The organism is Rhizobium sp. BT04, from assembly GCF_030053135.1.
Lineage (GTDB): Bacteria > Pseudomonadota > Alphaproteobacteria > Rhizobiales > Rhizobiaceae > Rhizobium > Rhizobium binxianense.
In genome coordinates, this window is sequence record NZ_CP125652.1 from 443,996 (window position 1) to 457,627 (window position 13,632).

The 13,632-nt window shown below is 59.5% G+C and carries 16 protein-coding genes; 8 read left to right on the plus strand and 8 right to left on the minus strand.

Features of this window, described 5'->3' with window-relative positions; all coding sequences use genetic code 11:
• Positions 1–13: 13 nt before the first annotated feature.
• The 4 genes from QMO82_RS10715 to QMO82_RS10730 all read left to right on the plus strand — a co-directional run bounded on the left by QMO82_RS10715 (position 14) and on the right by QMO82_RS10730 (position 2,103).
• Entirely contained in the window at positions 14–658 is a 645-nt protein-coding gene (locus QMO82_RS10715; RefSeq protein ID WP_183607480.1) for a shikimate kinase, read from the plus strand.
• Positions 659–786: 128 nt separating this feature from the next.
• Positions 787–1,395, plus strand: a complete 609-nt coding sequence (locus tag QMO82_RS10720; RefSeq protein WP_183607479.1) for a DUF2026 family protein — start codon at positions 787–789, stop codon at positions 1,393–1,395.
• A 246-nt stretch (positions 1,396–1,641) separates the two neighbouring features.
• Positions 1,642–1,851, plus strand: a complete 210-nt coding sequence (locus tag QMO82_RS10725) for a cold-shock protein (protein ID WP_183607708.1) — start codon at positions 1,642–1,644, stop codon at positions 1,849–1,851.
• 72 nt (positions 1,852–1,923) lie between these two features.
• The gene (locus QMO82_RS10730) at positions 1,924–2,103 is read left to right on the plus strand and encodes a hypothetical protein (RefSeq protein WP_183607478.1); all 180 of its coding nucleotides are present in this window, start codon (positions 1,924–1,926) and stop codon (positions 2,101–2,103) included.
• A 101-nt stretch (positions 2,104–2,204) separates the two neighbouring features.
• Here the strand turns inward: QMO82_RS10730 and QMO82_RS10735 are convergent, their stop codons facing one another.
• Complete coding sequence (locus tag QMO82_RS10735) at positions 2,205–2,516, minus strand: hypothetical protein (RefSeq protein ID WP_183607477.1); 312 nt, start codon at positions 2,514–2,516, stop codon at positions 2,205–2,207.
• A 162-nt stretch (positions 2,517–2,678) separates the two neighbouring features.
• The gene (locus QMO82_RS10740; RefSeq protein ID WP_183607707.1) at positions 2,679–3,113 is read right to left on the minus strand and encodes a DUF3597 domain-containing protein; all 435 of its coding nucleotides are present in this window, start codon (positions 3,111–3,113) and stop codon (positions 2,679–2,681) included.
• A gap of 506 nt (positions 3,114–3,619) precedes the next feature.
• Between QMO82_RS10740 and QMO82_RS10745 the strand changes: the two genes are divergently transcribed.
• Positions 3,620–4,285, plus strand: a complete 666-nt coding sequence (locus tag QMO82_RS10745) for a hypothetical protein (protein ID WP_183607476.1) — start codon at positions 3,620–3,622, stop codon at positions 4,283–4,285.
• A gap of 64 nt (positions 4,286–4,349) precedes the next feature.
• Here the strand turns inward: QMO82_RS10745 and QMO82_RS10750 are convergent, their stop codons facing one another.
• From QMO82_RS10750 to QMO82_RS10765, 4 genes are all read right to left on the minus strand, one after another.
• Positions 4,350–5,123 (minus strand): amino acid ABC transporter ATP-binding protein, encoded by a 774-nt coding sequence (locus tag QMO82_RS10750; protein ID WP_097618868.1) that lies wholly within the window; start codon positions 5,121–5,123, stop codon positions 4,350–4,352.
• Between the two features lie 17 nt (positions 5,124–5,140).
• The gene (locus QMO82_RS10755; RefSeq protein WP_097618867.1) at positions 5,141–6,295 is read right to left on the minus strand and encodes an amino acid ABC transporter permease; all 1,155 of its coding nucleotides are present in this window, start codon (positions 6,293–6,295) and stop codon (positions 5,141–5,143) included.
• 1 nt (position 6,296) lies between these two features.
• Positions 6,297–7,499 carry an amino acid ABC transporter permease gene (locus tag QMO82_RS10760; protein ID WP_097618866.1) on the minus strand — a complete coding sequence of 401 codons (1,203 nt, stop codon included), beginning with the start codon at positions 7,497–7,499 and terminating at the stop codon, positions 6,297–6,299.
• Positions 7,500–7,600: 101 nt separating this feature from the next.
• Positions 7,601–8,626 carry an amino acid ABC transporter substrate-binding protein gene (locus QMO82_RS10765; RefSeq protein ID WP_097618865.1) on the minus strand — a complete coding sequence of 342 codons (1,026 nt, stop codon included), beginning with the start codon at positions 8,624–8,626 and terminating at the stop codon, positions 7,601–7,603.
• Positions 8,627–8,986: 360 nt separating this feature from the next.
• On the opposite strand from QMO82_RS10765, the gene QMO82_RS10770 reads away from it, so the two are divergent.
• Positions 8,987–10,177, plus strand: coding sequence for a cystathionine beta-lyase (locus QMO82_RS10770; protein ID WP_183607475.1), 1,191 nt, complete (start codon positions 8,987–8,989; stop codon positions 10,175–10,177).
• 31 nt (positions 10,178–10,208) lie between these two features.
• Here QMO82_RS10770 and QMO82_RS10775 read toward each other — a convergent pair whose 3' ends face one another.
• Together QMO82_RS10775 and QMO82_RS10780 are read right to left on the minus strand one after the other, a co-directional pair.
• On the minus strand, positions 10,209–11,363 hold the full coding sequence (locus tag QMO82_RS10775) for an FAD-dependent monooxygenase (RefSeq protein ID WP_183607474.1): 1,155 nt from the start codon (positions 11,361–11,363) through the stop codon (positions 10,209–10,211).
• Positions 11,364–11,390: 27 nt separating this feature from the next.
• Positions 11,391–11,636: a zinc-finger domain-containing protein gene (locus QMO82_RS10780; RefSeq protein ID WP_097618862.1), complete on the minus strand. Its 246-nt coding sequence runs from the start codon at positions 11,634–11,636 to the stop codon at positions 11,391–11,393.
• A 170-nt stretch (positions 11,637–11,806) separates the two neighbouring features.
• Here QMO82_RS10780 and QMO82_RS10785 point away from each other — a divergent pair, with 170 nt between their 5' ends.
• Together QMO82_RS10785 and cysE are read left to right on the plus strand one after the other, a co-directional pair.
• Positions 11,807–12,604, plus strand: coding sequence for an alpha/beta fold hydrolase (locus tag QMO82_RS10785; protein ID WP_183607473.1), 798 nt, complete (start codon positions 11,807–11,809; stop codon positions 12,602–12,604).
• Positions 12,605–12,732: 128 nt separating this feature from the next.
• Positions 12,733–13,566 carry a serine O-acetyltransferase gene (cysE, locus tag QMO82_RS10790; protein ID WP_183607472.1) on the plus strand — a complete coding sequence of 278 codons (834 nt, stop codon included), beginning with the start codon at positions 12,733–12,735 and terminating at the stop codon, positions 13,564–13,566.
• Positions 13,567–13,632 lie beyond the last annotated feature (66 nt).

Consider the following 13,632-nt stretch of genomic DNA (forward strand, 5'->3'; position numbering starts at 1 on the left):
TGAAGGCGGGTAGGTGAGTCGTTCTGACCAGCTATTGCTGCTGGAACGGCGGCAATTGAGGCTGCGGTCGATGGCACAAACGCACATTGAGGTTCGCAGGCCGTGGCGGCCATGTGAGACCATTTTCCTTCTGGGACCGGGCGGCGTCGGAAAATCGACGCTTGGTCGTGAACTCGCAGAGAAACTCGGTTGGGGGCTTATCGACCTCGATCTGGAGTTCTGCGAGCGTCTGGAGACGATCGGAACGTTCATTGCTTCCCACGGTTATGAGCGTTATCGCGCGGAAAACCTGGCGCTCGCGAAACATCTGGTGATGACAAATCCAGCACCAAATATTTTTGTCACACCATCGGGGTTCCTGGCGGCGCAAGCAGGCAGCCATGATTACGGCGAAGCGCGACGATTGGTTTCCACCGGCTATGGCATGGTCTTGCTGCCGTCGCTGGACATTGAGGCCGCAACCGCGGTTGTTGTCGAACGCCAACTGAAACGAGGGTTCGGATTTCAACACGCGACGGAAGATCGAAAATTTAGGGAGCGCTTTCCGATATATCTCAGGGAGGGGAACGCCCTGGTGGCATCCATGGAGCAGCCCGCCGATGTTGCAGACGCTGTCATTCGCTCTCTTGATGGTTTTACATCAATGCTTCGAACCTAGCCTGGCCGGATTTCGGATCACGCTTGCCACTCGGCCAAGCCACATGGACATCAGCGCCCCGTCGTTTACATCGTTTCCGCCGTCGCTTAGTGATTGCGCGAAACCTTAAAGTTTATGGGCGAACGACCATGTTGATCAAGCAGAGCGACTACCATCGGATTTACCGCGTTATCAATAGCCTGCTCATCAACGAAGCTGCCGACCCTGCCACGGCCTGCATGTACTTCAGCACGTTCGGGGCTTTCATCCTCGAACAGCATTACAAAATCAAAGCCAAGCCGAAGGGCGGGCTTGCTGCTTACAATCTCGGGGGCACGCTCATACTGTTCGCAGACTATCGCGAAGACGGCTATGTAACCGGCGCAGGGGAAAATTTCCATTGCTGGGTAGAGGCGGATGGTTGGGCTATCGACTTCATGGCCCCGGCATTTTCCGAGACCGCGCGAGAGCTTTCCGTGCCTCCGAAAATGTTTCAACGTCCGCTCTCATCAATGGCTTCGTCGATCAACAATCTCGGCCAATCCGGCGATTTCTTTTATCAAGCCGAAGCCGAGGCAACTGCCCGGCGCTTCGCGGACTGGCACAAACACGCGATGATCGGTGACCTTGCCACGATCGCCGCGAACTGGTTTCGAAAATCGCCGAAGCAATTGCTGCCGTCGCTATCGGTTGCGGATCAAAACGGAAAGCTGAAAAAGGTCCCGCTTTCCGGCAACGCGCTCCTTGGTGTGTGGTGATCGCTGTCCCGACGTCTTGGCCAAGAGAACGCCGCTATACGTGTTATCCGGGTTGTAACGCCCAGCCCCGTCACCTGAAACTTGTTTTAAACACATTGCCGGCCTAGGGATTCTTCCATCGAAATTGCTTGTCGAGCTTGGTTCGCGCCTCAGGCGGCCCAGCTGATCTTTCCTTTCAAAATCGATTTCTAGCCGCCCGGCAGTTGCCGGATGGCGATTGTTTATGCGCTTGAGAGGAGAATGTTCATGAACACAGGCACAGTCAAATTCTTTGATCCGACGCGGGGCTTCGGATTCATTCAGCCGGACAACGGCGCGGCCGATATCTTCGTCCATATTTCAGCCGTTGAACAGGCTGGCATGGCGTCCTTGGATAAAGGGCAGAAGGTTGGGTTCGACATCATCCAGGACAGCCGCTCCGGCAAAAGCACGGCCGGCAATATCGTCGCTGCCTGAATGCCGCGGTCTTTGACCGCGGATGCAAGCGCAGCATTTCGGCTGGATCTTCCGGCCATTGAGGAGAATTTCATGAGCAAGACCAATGCAGAGGCGCTGTTGCGCAAAATGCAGCGCCAGGTCGCCAACACCAGCGGCGGCGGCCATCTCGGCGGCACCAACTTCGGTCAGGGCAACGATGCCAAGACCGCGTCCGGAAGCGGCAATCGCCAGGCGGGCAAGGGCCGGCCATCAGGTGGCGCTAAACGCTGATATATGGCAGTCGCCAATTGCATACAGCCCCGCCAATCTGGCGGGGTTTGTGTTTGATGGCCTGTGAAGGCCTATGGTGGGGTGGAGCTGTTCGGCTTTTCTCAGCGATCCAGGAAATGATCGAAGTAGACTTGAGGGATCGGGTAGGCGTAGACGCCTCTGTCGACAAAGCTGCGTCTATAGAGGCAACTTCTCAGAGCCGTATTGTAGTGCAGGCTTCGCGGGTCGGGCGAGCCTCGTCGCCATGACCCTGCCTCCGGCACGCAGCGTTGGAGCGCTTTCTCGAAGCGAGCCAGAAGAACCGGATCGGTATCGACCCGAATGCCGCTATAGGATTGATAGTTTGAAGGAGATTCTGCGGCCGAAATACAGCCCAAGCTAAGCGCAAGACCAACGACTGCCATCAATCTCATCGGATTTAATTCTCCCTGATCGATTATCGAAGTATCGAGGTGAATGGTATGGGTTCCAGCGACTGCGGACAAGGGGCTCCTTGTTTCACGCCTGCTCCGGCCGCGGCCTCCCTGGCGGTTGGATAGCTGCCGCCGTAACCTGCGGCAGCTATGTGTCATCGCTCAATCCAGGAGATCGGCCGGGACTTTGCCGCCATTTTCCGAAAGCCGCTTCATCAGCGCCTTGTGCAGCCACATATTCATCTTTGCGGAATCGCCGCTGTCGCCGGTATAGCCGAGCTCGGTGGCAAGTTCCTTGCGCTCAGAAAGGCTCGCATCCATCCCGACGGCTTTCATCAAGTCCACGATCGAGTGGCGCCAATCGAGTTTCTGGCCGCTTTTTTTCGCGGCTGCATCGAGGATTGGGACTATGTCGACTGTCGCTGTTGATGTCGCCGGCTTACTCTGAGCGGCAGAGGCCGCAGGGGTGGGACTGGGCGCTGCCGACGGCGCGGCAGGAGCCTGGGCGGGCTCAGTCTTTGGCGTGCCGGCGGCAGTGGGTTCGGCTGCTTTCGCTTCCCCGAAGATTGCATGTTTGATCTTATCGAAAATGCCCATTCTTGAACCTCCAGTTCCATCAAATGAGAACATGCTTAAACATGGACTTCCTGCCTGACATATCCAGGCGGCAGGGGCGTTATTTTTAGTCATCCAATCAATGGTGAACTATCAAGTTCGGAAGCAGGGTGCAGGTGATCACAGCGAAAACGCTGCAAATGGATCAACCGCCGCCAATCGTATCGAGAACCGAGCTTTGTTTGCCGGCTCTGAAGATTCCTGGCGCAACTGGGACGGAAATACTCGCTCAGTGCTCCAGTCGCTGCAAAACATGTTGAATTCTGGCACAGTCTGGTTGGCAATTTGTATTTCAATAACCGTGAAAGATCATTGCACGCCGTCGAACCGACTTGCCGTGCTGTATTGTGAAACATTCCTCATGTCTTCACGTTGCCTTGCCATGGACGTCCTGCCGGTTGCAGGCGATCCAGACGATCGAAGGCACGCGCGTTCCTCGATTTTCGGCTGCCGGGCAGACCGCTCGGCGAAGGGAAACGGAGGAAAACATGATCCATACTCACAAGAGACTAATCCTGGCAGTGCTTGCATCCAGCTGCGCCCTGCTTGCGATACCGGCAAGCGATGCGCGGGCTATCGATGTCGGCGTCTCGGTGAATGCCGGCAACGCCGTCAGCGCCGATGTTGGTACATCACTCGGCGGCGGCAGTGGCATCAGCGCCGGTGCCAATGCTTCTATCGGCGGTTCGAACGGTGTCAATGCCGACGCGACCGCCAATGCCGGCGGCAGACGGGGCGTTGATGCCGATGTCAATGCCGGCATCGGTGGCGGCAATGGTCTCGATGCGAACGCCAATGCCAGGCTCGGCGGCGGGCGCGGCGTCAATGCCGATCTCAATGCACGCATCGGCGGTTCCGATCGGCTTGATGATACCAACGCCACGGCCTCGGTCAGACGCGGCAGCGATGCCGATCTCGCCATCGGCGAAGCAGACGGGGCAGGCAGCAGCAACAGATCTGCGGCTGTGGGGACCCTCAGCGCATCGCAGGCCCGCACCCTGGAAGATTTCCGGGCGAGGCCCGTCAATGAGCAGCGCAAGATGCTTGTCCGCTGCGCGGATATCTCCGCCTCAAGCGGCTCCGCACCAGGCGGCTCCGATTCCGGTCTTGCCGGCCTCTGCAGTCTGCTGCTGCAGGCGTCAGCCTCGCGCTGAACGTGAAAGACCCGCCGAACCGGAAGGCGCGGCGGGTCCTTTAAGAAGCTTTCAGCTCCCAAGCTTAATGCAGGATCTGGCTGAGGAATAGCTTGGTGCGTTCGTGCTGCGGATTGTCGAAGAACTCGGCCGGCGAATTCTGCTCGACGATCTGGCCCTGGTCCATGAAGATGACGCGGTTGGCGACCTGGCGGGCAAAGCCCATTTCATGGGTGACGCAGAGCATGGTCATGCCTTCTTCGGCAAGACCCACCATGGTGTCGAGCACTTCCTTGATCATTTCAGGATCGAGCGCCGAGGTCGGCTCGTCGAACAGCATGATCTTCGGGTTCATGCACAGCGACCTGGCGATCGCCACGCGCTGCTGCTGGCCGCCGGAAAGCTGTCCCGGATATTTGTTGGCCTGCTCGGGAATCTTGACGCGCTTGAGGAAGTGCATGGCGATCTCTTCCGCCTGCTTCTTCGGCATCTTGCGCACCCAGATCGGCGCCAGCGTGCAGTTTTCGAGGATCGTCAGGTGCGGGAAGAGGTTGAAGTGCTGGAACACCATGCCGACTTCGCGCCGCACCTCGTCGATCTTTTTCAGATCGTTGGTCAGTTCGGTGCCGTCGACGACGATCTTGCCCTTCTGATGCTCTTCCAGGCGGTTGATGCAGCGGATCATCGTCGATTTGCCCGAACCGGACGGGCCGGCAATGACGATGCGCTCGCCGCGCATGACCTTCAGATTGATATCGCGCAGTACGTGGAAATCGCCGTACCACTTGTTCATGTTGATGATCTCGACCGCCACTTCCGTTGCGGAAACGGTGAGCTTTTTAGCTGGAGCTTCAGCCATGATTTTTTCCCTCATTCTTATCGTTTGTGGCCGGTATCGAGATGGCGTTCCATGAAGCCTGAATAGCGCGACATGCCGAAGCAGAACAGCCAGAAGATGAAGCCGGCGAAGATCAGACCCGTGATCGGCGTGACGGCGCTTGCCCAGTTGGCATCGGAGAAGTTCTGCTTGACGATGCCGAGCAGGTCGAACATGCCGATAATGGTGACCAGCGACGTGTCCTTGAACGTTCCGATGAAGGTGTTGACGATGCTCGGGATCACGAGCTTGATCGCCTGCGGCATGATGATCAGCCGCGTCTTCTGCCAATAGCCGAGGCCAAGCGAATCGGCGCCTTCGAACTGTCCCTTCGGGATCGCCTGCAGACCGCCGCGGATCACTTCGGCCATATAGGCCGAGGTGAAGATCGAAACACCGATCAGCGCCCGAAGCAATTTGTCCACGTTCCAGCCTGTCGGCAGGAAGAGCGGCAGCATGACGCTTGCCATGAACAGAACGGTGATCAGCGGAACGCCTCGAATTACCTCGATGAAGGTCACGCAGAGCATCCGGATGACCGGCATCTTCGAGCGGCGCCCCAGCGCAAGCAGAATGCCGCAAGGCAAGGAGACGGCAATACCGACAAAGGACAGGACGAGCGTCACCATCAAGCCGCCCCAGAGGGGGGTGTCCACCACTTCGAGGCCGAAGCCGCCGTGAAGAAGCCAGAAGGCGATGACCGGCAGGACTCCGAACAGAAGAATGGCGTTTAGCCCTTTGCGCGGTGCCGACGGGATCAGCATCGGAACCAGCAGCAGAATGAACAGGATCCCGACGATCGCCGGCCTCCAACGCTCATCGAGCGGATAGCGGCCGAAGATAAATTGATCGTACTTGGCGCTGACGAAGGCCCAGCATGCCCCACTCCAGCCATCGGGCTGGATGCCGCCCTGGATCGTCGTCGCGCAGAATGTGCGGTCCGGCCCGGACCATACGGCCTGGATGAACAGCCAGTTGACGAGATGCGGCACGGCCCATGCGATCAGCGCAAGAGCCAGGATCGTCAGGATAATATCTTTCGGGGTTGCCAGGAGATTGCGGCGTATCCAGGCGGCGGCTCCGCGCTCGCCGCGGGGCGGCGGTTCGGCCGCAAGGATGGACGTTCTGACGAAGGGTTTATCGGCGACCGACATCTTATCTCTCCACCAGTGCCATCTTGGCATTGAACCAGTTCATGAACAGCGACGTGAGAATGCTCAAGCTGAGATAGACGATACCCCAGATGCACACGATCTCGATCGCTTGACCGCTCTGATTGAGGATCGTGCCGCCGACGGCAACGAGATCCGAGAAACCGATCGCGATGGCGAGGGAGGAGTTCTTGGTCAGGTTCAGGTACTGGCTCGTCAGCGGCGGAATGATGATGCGTAGCGCCTGTGGCACCACGACGAGTCTCGTCACACCAGACGGATGCAGCCCCAGCGCGCCGGCTGCCTCGGATTGCCCCTTTGGAACGCCGCGAATGCCGCCCCGAACGATCTCGGCGATGAACGAAGCGGTATAGAAGGACAGAGCGAGATACAGCGATATGAATTCGGGGCCGACGACGGAGCCGCCCGTCAGGTTGAACTTTCCGGCGACCGGAACGTCGAAGCTGAGCGGGAAGCCGGAGACAACGAAGACCAGCAGCGGCAAACCGACGATCAGCCCGATCGATGCCCATACCGTGTGGAACGGCTGGCCGGTTGCGGCCTGGCGTTTGTGGGCCCAGCGCGCCATGACGATGGTGACGACAATCGCAATCAGCAGGGCGATGCCGACCGCTATCATCCCTGTCTCGAAGATCGGCTTCGGGAAGGCTAGTCCTCTGTTGTTGAGGAACATGCTGAACGGCAGCCCCAGCGATTCGCGCGGCTGCGGCAGGACGGAGAGAACGCCGAGATACCAGAAGAAGATGACGAGCAGCGGCGGAATGTTGCGGAAGATTTCCACATAGACCGTGCAGAGCTTGGCAATCAGCCAGTTGTGCGACAGTCGGCCGATCCCGATGAGGAAGCCGATGATGGTCGCCGTGACGATACCGCTTACCGCCACCAGCAAGGTGTTGAGAATGCCGACGAGAAGCGCGCGTGCATACGTCGAGTCGCTTGAATAGCCGATCAGCGACTGGCCGATTTCGAAACCGGCGCGCCCGCTCAGAAAGCCGAAACCCGACGCCGTATTGCTGCGGGCAAGGTTCACGGCCGTGTTGTGGGCCACCCACCACACAAACGCCACGAGAACAACGATCGTTAGAACCTGGAAAAATATGCTCCGGTATTTCGGGTCGTACATTGCCGACCGGAAACTCCAGCCGGTGTCATGCAAAGGTGTCCTATCCACAGCCCCATGCGTCATGCCGCGCCAATCCCCTTGTGCCCGTTTTCGGGCTTTCTTTTTGCTCTTGGACGATGGGAGGGCGGCTCGGCCGCCTTCCCGGATTTCATGCTGAAGCTCGATTAACGAACCGGCGGTGCGTACTGGATGCCGCCCTTGTTCCAGAGAGCATTCAGGCCGCGTGCGATCTTGAGCGGGCTTCCCTGGCCGATGTTGCGCTCGAAGATTTCGCCATAGTTGCCGACGCCCTTGATGACGTTGGCGGCCCAATCATTGGTCAGGCCGAGATCGGTACCAATCTTGGTGTCGGCCTCGCTGCCGAGGAAGCGCTTGATGTCAGGGTTCGGCGAGTTCTTCATCTCGTCGACATTTGCCTGGGTGATGCCGAACTCTTCGGCATTAATCAGCGCATAAGCCGTCCAGGAAACGATATCGAACCACTGATCATCACCCTGACGGACGGCTGGGCCAAGCGGCTCCTTGGAGATGATCTCGGGAAGGATGACGTGTTCGTCCGGATTTTTCAGCGTCAGACGCAACGAATAGAGACCGGATTGGTCGGTCGTGTAAACGTCGCAACGACCGGCGTCGTAGGCAGCGTTGACCTCAGGAAGATTTTCGAAGACGACCGGATTGTACTGCAGATTGTTCGTCTTGAAGTAATCGGCGAGGTTCAGTTCCGTGGTCGTGCCCGACTGCACGCAGATTGCGGCGCCGGAGAGTTCGAGAGCTGACTTCACGTTCAGGCTCTTGCGCACCATGAAGCCCTGACCGTCATAATAGGTGACAGGACGGAAGTTGAAGCCGAGTGCGGTGTCGCGATTGATCGTCCAGGTCGTATTGCGCGAGAGAACGTCGATTTCGCCGGACTGCAGCGCAGTAAAGCGTTCCTTTGCGTTGGTCGGCGTGTACTTGACCTTGGTGGGGTCGCCGAAGACCGCCGACGCGACGGCCTTGCAGAAGTCGACGTCGAAGCCGGCCCAATTGCCGGAAGCGTCGGGTGCTGCAAAGCCGGTAAGGCCGGTGTTGACGCCGCACTGAACGAAACCCTTTGCCTTAACATCTGTGAGTGTCGTGGCCGAAGCAGCCGAAGCGCCAAGAGCGAAAACTGCTGCGCCGATTGTGGCGGACAGAAGCTTGTTCTTCATTTTTTTCCCAACCTTTTCCGTTGTCTTGTATTTTCTTGTGGGAAGGTCCGGCCGAAAACTCTGCCGCCTCCCAATGTCTCGACACCCTCCCGGCGCGAGTTGTTCTATCACAGTCGCAAATGTCACTATGGTCAAGTGTCGCCATCAATAATTGCGGCAAAATTCAGAATTTTGGTAGATTACGCCGCATTCGAAGGCGGCTGACTATGAAATAGGCGTCCGATTGCGGAAAAATAACGCGAAAATCGAAAATTCCGCCATTCTCCGACGTCCCCTGCAAAGCTCTTCGAGGGGTTGACCGGAAACCGCAGGCCGTCCAAAAGTCTGGTTTCGCGACCCTTCGCAAAGGCTATTTCCGACATGAAAGACAAAGACAGCGTGCTGCAGAATGCCGGCATCAACACCCGCCTGACCCATATCGGCAACGACCCTTTCGATTATCACGGCTTCATCAATCCGCCGGTCGTGCATGCCTCGACAGTGTTGTTTCCCAATGCCCGCATAATGGAGACGCATGCGCAGAAATACACTTACGGGACGCGCGGCACACCGACGACGGATGCGCTTTGTGAGGCGATCGACGCGCTCGAAGGTTCGGCCGGCACGATCCTCGTGCCTTCGGGTCTTGCGGCCGTCACCATTCCGTTCCTGGGCTTTTCCGCCGCCGGCGATCACGCGCTCGTCGTCGATTCGGTCTACGGCCCGACGCGCCATTTCTGCGATACGATGCTGAAGCGCCTCGGCGTCGAGGTGGAATATTACGACCCTTCGATCGGCGCCGGCATCGAGACGCTGTTCCGGCCGAACACCAAGCTTGTCCACACCGAGGCTCCCGGCTCCAACACCTTCGAAATGCAGGATATTCCGGCGATCTCGGCGGTTGCGCACCGCCATGGCGCTATCGTCATGATGGACAATACCTGGGCGACGCCGCTCTATTTCCGGCCGCTTGATCATGGTGTCGACATCTCGATCCACGCGTCGACGAAATATCCGTCCGGCCATTCCGACATCCTGCTCGGAACGGTTTCGGCCAATGCCGAGCACTGGGAGCGGCTGAAGGAATCGAACGGCGTGCTCGGCATCTGCGGCGCACCCGATGATGCCTACCAGATCCTGCGCGGATTGCGCACTATGGGCCTGCGCCTGGAGCGGCATTATGAAAGCGCGCTTGAAATCGCCGAATGGCTGGAGGGCAGGGAGGACGTCGCCCGCGTGCTGCATCCGGCCCTGCCGAGTTTCCCGTCCCATGATCTCTGGAAGCGCGACTTCAAGGGCGCCAGCGGCATCTTTTCCTTCGTGCTTGCCGCAGACAGCCCGGAGAAGTTCAAGGCAAAGGCACATGCCTTCCTCGACGCGCTCAGGATTTTCGGCCTCGGCTATTCCTGGGGCGGCTTTGAAAGCCTGGCCCTGCACGCCAATCTCAAAGACCGCAGGGTCGCCAAGGCGCCGACGGATGGTGCGGTCATCCGCCTGCAGATCGGTCTTGAGGACGTCGCCGACTTGAAAGCCGATATCGAACGGGGTTTTGCCGCCGCAAGCGCCGTCTGACCACAGGCATGGGCGCTGCCGCCGCTTGCTGTTATGGCAGACTGAGAGCCCGGTAGCCGTAGATCCAGTCGAGGTCCGCCGCCAGGCTTTGCGGCGGCTTGAGGCCGAGCACCAGATCGCGGCCGATCCGGATCGGCCCTTTCGCATGATAGGCGAACCGGTTGAAGGCGCCGCGCTGGCGAAGCTTGGCAATGCGCGGCGCCCGATGTCTTTCGAAGAGTGCCAGGGCCTTTGCTACCGAATGGTTCGATAGAAACGCAGCGAGTTCGTAGGCGTCTTCGATCGCCATCGCCGCTCCCTGGGCGGCAAAAGGCATCATCGCATGCGCGGCGTCGCCGATCAGAACCGTCTTTCGGCCGTCCTGCCATGCGCCCGATGTGGTTTCGAACAGCGGCCAGAACGTCAGCTTGCGCTGTTGTTCGAGCAGCGAGACGATCGCGGCGTTCCAGCCGGAAAGCCGCGCCCTGAGCTGCGCGCGCTGTTCTTGCGTCGGCTCGCTTTGCCAGGCCTGCGGCGCGATGTTGCCGGCGGTGATCGCCACCATGTTGAAACTGCCGGTCTCCTTCAGCGGGTAGCAGACGAGATGGGCTGAACCGCCGAGGAAAGCACAAACGCTTGTCCGATCGAGAAAGCCCGGCGCTTCCGTTTCGGCAATGGTGAAGCGGTAGGCGATATTGCCGGAAAAGCGCGGGGAGGGACTATCAGGAACGGATTGCCGGAGCTTCGACCAGACGCCGTCCGCACCGATGACGACATCGGCGGCCCGGTCGAAAGCCGGCAGGCTCGATTCCATCCGCACGCCGAGATGAAGCCGGCAGAGCGGATCGGCCTCGACCGCCGCCAGAAGCGCTTTCTGCAATGTGGTGCGATGCAGGACGCCATAGGGAGCGCCCCAGCGTTGCCGCGCGAATTTGCCCGCCGGCACGGCCGCGAGCTGGCGCAGCGAACTGCCCGATATCAGCCGGATCGTTTCCGGCTCGAGCCAGACCTTTGACAGGTCTCCCAGGATACCGAGTTCGGCAAGGATGCGGGCGGCGTTCGGCGAGATCTGCAATCCGGCGCCGATATCGGTGAGTTCGCCCGCCTGCTCGAAAATCTCCGAGCTGATGCCGCGCTGCGAAAGCGAAAGGGCAGCGGTCAGCCCCGATATTCCGGCGCCGATGATGGCGGCATGTTCGACCGGCATTGTCCGTCCGATTCCGAACTCGACTGATTACGCCGCCTTCACGTGGAAAACGCAGCCGGCCGGGTTGGTCTGGTTGGCCTTGAGCGCGGAATTGAAGCGGTAGAGCGTCGAGCAGTAGGAACAGACCTTCTCGTTGTCGTCGCCCATGTCGATGAAGATATGCGGATGGTCGAAGGGAGCCGAAGCGCCGGTGCACATGAATTCCTTGACGCCGACCTCGATAACCCGGTGACCGCCGTCGTTCTGGAAGTGGGGAATGTTGTGGCCGGCCATGTCGCTCTCCGAATGCTTTGAAATGTGCGCGGACCTTATAATCCTTCGCCGCAAATGTGTAGAGCCAAAGCGCCGCGCCAGGCACAGTTTTCAGCCGCAGTTTTGGGCCGCAGTTTTTGGCTTCACGCTGAAAGGCCGCTCGATTATGGTCGCGCCAAAAGGAAGACCCGATGAACCTGAACACGCCCACATTTTCAAGCTTTACCCATGACGGATTGCAGCTCGCCTTCTTCGACGAGGGCGATCCGGCCGGCGTGCCCGTCTTGCTGATCCACGGTTTTGCCTCGACGGCAAACGTCAACTGGGTGCATCCGGGCTGGCTGAAGACGCTGGGCGATGCCGGCTACCGGGTGATCGCCATCGACAATCGCGGCCACGGCGCAAGCGATAAGCCGCATGATGCCGAAGCCTATCGTCCATGGGTGATGGCGGGCGATGCGATCGCGTTGCTGGATCATCTCGGCATCCCGGAAGCCAATGTCATGGGTTATTCGATGGGCGCGCGCATTTCCGTCTTTGCCGCCCTCGCCAATCCGCATCGCGTCCGTTCACTGGTACTCGGCGGCCTCGGTATCGGTATGACCGACGGCGTCGGCGACTGGGACCCGATCGCCGATGCGCTGCTGGCCCCTTCGCTGGATGAGGTGACGCATGACCGCGGCCGAATGTTCCGTGCCTTCGCCGAGCAGACGAAAAGCGACCGCGTCGCCCTTGCCCTCTGTATCCGCGGCTCGCGCGATCTCGTCGCCCGCTCGGATATGGGAAAGCTCGACATGCCGGCACTCATCGGCGTCGGCACCAAGGACGATATTGCCGGCTCGCCGCAGGAACTGGCGGCGCTGATGCCCAATGCCGAAGCGCTCGACATTCCGGGCCGCGACCATATGCTCGCCGTCGGCGACAAGATTTTCAAGCAGGCGGTGCTGGCCTTCTATGCAAGGGTCGCCAAGGGGGGACATCGGGTGTGACATCATCGTGATGCCGAAAAACCATGCTAAAAAACCATGGCAGCGGCACCCATTTATGTTATTGGCGTTTTCCTCTATATATTGGCATTCCGAAAACGGCATTCCTGATGGCAACGAGGAGAGCGGCGATGGTCGCAAAGACTGACATCCGTGCTTTTGAGACAGGCCATCCGGTGAAGGTGATGGATCCCATCTGGGACAGCCTGCGCGAGGAAGCCCGGCTCGCTGCCGAACGGGACCCGGTTCTCGCCGCCTTCCTCTATTCGACGGTGATCAACTATCATTCGCTCGAGGAATGCGTCATCCACCGCATCTGCGAACGTCTCGATCATCCCGACATGCAGGCGAACCTGCTCCGCCAGACCTTCGAGGAAATGCTTCTCGACTGGCCGGAATGGAGCTCCATCCTGCGTGTCGATATCCAGGCAATCTACGACCGCGATCCCGCCTGCCTGCGCTTCATGGAGGCGGTGCTCTATTTCAAGGGTTTCCACGCGCTGCAGACGCATCGTCTGGCCCATTGGCTGCTGAATCGCGGCCGGCGTGATTTCGCGCTCTATCTGCAGAGCCGCTCCTCCAGCGTCTTCCAGACCGACATCAATCCCGCTGCCCGTATCGGCAAGGGCATCTTCCTCGATCACGCCACCGGCCTCGTCGTCGGCGAGACGGCCGTTATCGGCGACAACGTTTCGATCCTGCACGGCGTCACACTCGGCGGCACCGGCAAAGAGGGCGCCGACCGCCATCCGAAGATCGGCAGCGGCGTCATGATCGGCGCCGGCGCGAAGATCCTCGGCAATATCGAGATCGGCTACTGCTCGCGCGTCGCCGCCGGCTCCGTCGTCTTGAAGGCGGTGCCGCCCAAGAAGACGGTCGCAGGCGTGCCGGCCAAGGTCGTCGGCGAAGCCGGCTGTTCCGAGCCGTCGCGCAACATGGATCAGGTCATCGGCGCCGATATCTGAGCGCCTGTTGGAAAAAGGATAGGTAAAGTCGGCGGAACCGGAGCGGGGCAGAAATCGCCAAGCGGC